General features: G+C 45.0%; 2 protein-coding genes. Both read right to left on the reverse strand.

Annotated features, from left to right (window positions below; translation table 11 throughout):
* Nucleotides 1-310: 310 nt before the first annotated feature.
* Complete coding sequence (locus KDK19_RS19385) at nt 311-2119, reverse strand: hypothetical protein (protein WP_257288561.1); 1809 nt, start codon at nt 2117-2119, stop codon at nt 311-313.
* A 142-nt stretch (nt 2120-2261) separates the two neighbouring features.
* On the reverse strand, nt 2262-3971 hold a 1710-nt coding region (locus tag KDK19_RS19390; protein ID WP_257292664.1), incomplete at its 5' end, for a hypothetical protein.

Consider the following 3971-nt stretch of genomic DNA (forward strand, 5'->3'; position numbering starts at 1 on the left):
CTCAATTTCTTGCAATCCTCGCTACGGACGCTTAAGTCCGACAGGCTGCTAGACCCGATATTTCATAAATAAAGGGGACACCTTCTCCAATAGACAAAGAGCCTCACGCCCCTGAATCTTTTAATGGAATTCATTAAGGCCTTTCAGCAAGCATGAGAGTGAAGCAAACTATCATCAGCCATTAAACCCGACAGGGCGTCAAAAACATTGTTACCAAGAAACCGGTAATACTGATTTAAAGTACAGATTTCCGACTCGTGGAGGGTTTTGCAACACCCTCCGGAGGGCACAGGCTATTTACAACGAGGAACTACAATGGTGGCACTTGCTCTGACAATAGAATGTGCTCTGTCTGTCTTTCTCTCACCCCGCAGACAAATTTTGTTAGCAACTGAAACATAGGAATACCCAGACCCAATGTAGCCGCTAAGGCCTGACTGGTATGCCTTATCCAGGCTTGCCTGATACGCTTTGAAAGATAGAACCAGCTATGAGTAATGACCTGATCCGCAAGCACACCAAGACCCACTCCGACTTTCTCCGAAATGGTTAACCCTGCTGTGTCAGTACTATTCATAACCAGAGCACCTGGATCAGGTATCAGCACGGGTGAAGTGTAGGCTACCTGAGTTGTATAGGGAGAGACTGTGGATGAAACAGTTGCGGCGGATTCAGTGGGTGCAATGGTTTCAGTGGATGCAGTAATCCATTCAGTCGGTGAAATGGATGAAGCAAATGTTGGCATGGTGCAATTACACGCAACATTAATGCCTTTGGTAGACCACACGTACAGTGAAGCAAACCCTAATCGATAACTCTTCTTGGCGCCATGCGAACAGCTATCACTGTCGGCGTAATCAAAGGCTTTCAAACCCCATGCCAGCTCAATGCCTTTTAATCCAAACGCTCCCTGAATCGCATGAAAATCGGAACAATGATTATGGTGCCAGCCACCTATATAGTGATCAGGATCCGATGGCAGAGCGGAGTCAATCGATAGGTCATTGTCATGCTGATCAACGATGCGGTTACAGGTAGAATCGACAAAACGCAGAACGCTTTCTCTCTTCCGCTGAAAACTAAAGGAGAACAACACGCCACTGCTCTCTGCAATTTCCGGAACATCGGCTGTTGGCGCATCGTTGGGTACCTTTATGACGGTTTTAGTGTTTTTCATGGTCAACTGCACTTGTCCTGTTTCCTGGAAACATTCAACATTCAATGCAGCGTTATGACGATATGTTTCTCCCAGGGTGCCTTGCAGGAGGTTAAATTCAGAGCGTATAAATCGATAAATAAAACGCTCATCTCCCCCTCTTGTTTCAGGATCATCGTTACACCCCAGTTTTACCGAATTAATCATCCCGTGATTGTTCGCCGGATCAAGTACCACCTTGACGTTATCTGCAACAAAGATACCCGCCCCCATCAGGTTCAAAATGCCTGCCGGCATATGACTCCGACTGGACGGGGTTGAATGGGGGGATCCTGTGGGAAGTGTCGTTGATATACCGCCAGTATCCAGAGGGTTTCTGGAATCGACTTCGATATTCGCCAGATAATAGACAGAATTATTATGGGGTGCCGACATCACGTAGTGATTCTGCATCCTTCCATCAATCAAAAATTCAGGCCGAACTTCATTTCTTCCGTTCCCCACGAAAGCCGAATTATCCGGCAACTGAAAACTGACGATTGCATCGTGGCCATCAACAGACTCTGCCAATGGCAATTCATAGATAGCTTGCCGCCCCTTTCCAGGCACTTGCTCTGAATCAAAGATAAACAGGGTTGGATCGTCAGTTTTAAAAACCTCAAGATCTGGTCTTGTATTTGTAGCGGGTATTTTTCTTATCTTGACCGTTTCGGATATTAGAGAATGACCTGAGGAAGATGTTGTTGGAGATATCTGATTGTTTTTTTCCCTGATGAGAGCCTTGAATTCCGATATGTGCTGATTGCACACATCCCTATCGATACGGCGAGTTAATTCAGAACAACTTGAAGCCTTTGTATATGTGGAACTGGTCGTTGGCTCAACTGTGGAGAAAGCATAACAAGGGAAGCCATAAATTGCTGACAATAGAGCAACTGCTAACCCGGATCTGAAAACATTCATAACTGCACTCTGTTTAATTTTTAAAAGTTAAAACAGAAGCATCCTTACCGTAATAATCCTTTTTAAGATCATTATTCAGCCTAGACCGGATATGTAATAAATAAAGGCAAAGACTTCTCTGATATAAAATAACAACGACAAACTACAATGGTGACTCATGTTCTGCCAATCGAATGTGTTCTATCTTTCTTCCTCTCAGCCCACTGTCACATTTTGGTATCAACAACTGGACTGTCGGAATTCCCAGACCTATTGCAGCCGCTAACAACTGGCTGGTATGCCTTATCCAGACTTGCCTGATACGGTTTGAAAGACAGAACCAGATATGAGCGATGCCCTGGTCCGCAATAAACAGGGAAATACCTAATCCTGCTTTCTGCCCATCGGTCAGTCCTTTAGTGCCATTACCTTCAATAGCCGGAGCACCTTCACCTGAAATCTTTGCAGGTGAAGTGTAGGCTACCTGAGTTGTATATGGAGAAACTCTGAATGAACCGGATGAAGTCGATAAAATCGATGTTGGCGTAGTGCAATGACAGGCAACATCAAAGCCTGAAGCAGACCACTCACTAAGCGAAGCAAATCCTAGTTGATACTTCTTCTCCAATTCAGTTGAACAGCTATGTAGATCGGTGTGAGGAACAACTGTCAAACCCCATGCCTCTTCTCTGTCTTTTAATCCAAATGCTCCCTGAATTGTTTTGATGTCAGAACAGTATTTGCTGCTGCCCCCGATACCCCCCATATAGTGATGAGGATGCAATAGATTCATTAAGTCGATCGATAAATCGTTGTCATGCTGATCAACGACGGTGTTACAGGTTGAATCGACCAAACTCAGAACGTTCTTTCTCGGCCATAAGCTCATAGAGAACAACACACTTTTGTTGTCTGCCGGACGGGGTATCAGAGTGTCAGATTTAGTGGGTACGGATATGACTGTTTTCGTGTTTTTCATGGTTAGCTGCACATGCCCTGTTTTCAGGTAACAATCCACATTCAATGCAGCGTTTTGAACATTTTTTGGTCCTCGGGTACTTTGCAGGAGATCAAACTCAGAGTGCGTAAATCGATAGATGAAGCTCTCCTTTGCTCCTCTCCCATCAGCATCATTTGTACACCCCAGTTTTACCGGTTTAGTCTCAGCGCGATTATCTGCCGGATCAAGTACCACCTTGATGTTGTCTGCCATAAAGATACCTGCTCCCTTCAGATCGAGAATGCCCACAGGTACATGAGCCCGTTTGGTAGGATTTGGACCGGGGCGCCCTGTTGGAGCTGCTGTTGATATAGCGCCCTTTGTTAAAGGATTTCTGGAATCGATTTCAATATTTGCCAAATAATAGACAGCATCATTATGGGGTGCTGACATCACGAAATGATTCTGTATGCCTCCCTCAACAACAAATTCGGGCAAAATATCCGTCCTGTTCCCCACAAAAGCCGAGTTATCGGGTAACTGAAAACTACTGGTTCTTCTGGAACCGTCACTCACGACCCTGGTCAATGGTAATTCATAAACGACAGGCTCCCTCTTTCCAGACAGCCCCTTTCCCGAGAATCGCTCTGCATCAAAGATAAACAAAGTAGGATAAGTGGTTCGAAAAGCCTCATGATCCAGCCTTGTTGTAGCCGATATTTTTCTTATCATGACCGCCTCTGAGATTAAGGCGCCATCTGGGGAGCGACCTGGAAAAGTGCTTAGCGAGATATTCGGGTTAATAGTTGGGAAAGCACTAACGGAATGTGTTGTTGGATATAACTGTCTGTTCTTTTCCCTGATGATTTCCTTAAAGGCCGATAAATGATAACTGCAGACACCTTTATCGACACTACTGGTTAAATCAGAACA

Origin of the sequence: Endozoicomonas sp. ONNA1 (assembly GCF_024606325.1) — a bacterium.
GTDB lineage: Bacteria > Pseudomonadota > Gammaproteobacteria > Pseudomonadales > Endozoicomonadaceae > Endozoicomonas_A.

Coding starts and splice junctions, on each gene's coding strand:
- KDK19_RS19385 (WP_257288561.1), bottom strand. CDS start 2,119: ATGAATGTTTTCAGATCCGGGTTAGCAGTTGCTCTATTGTCAGCAATT.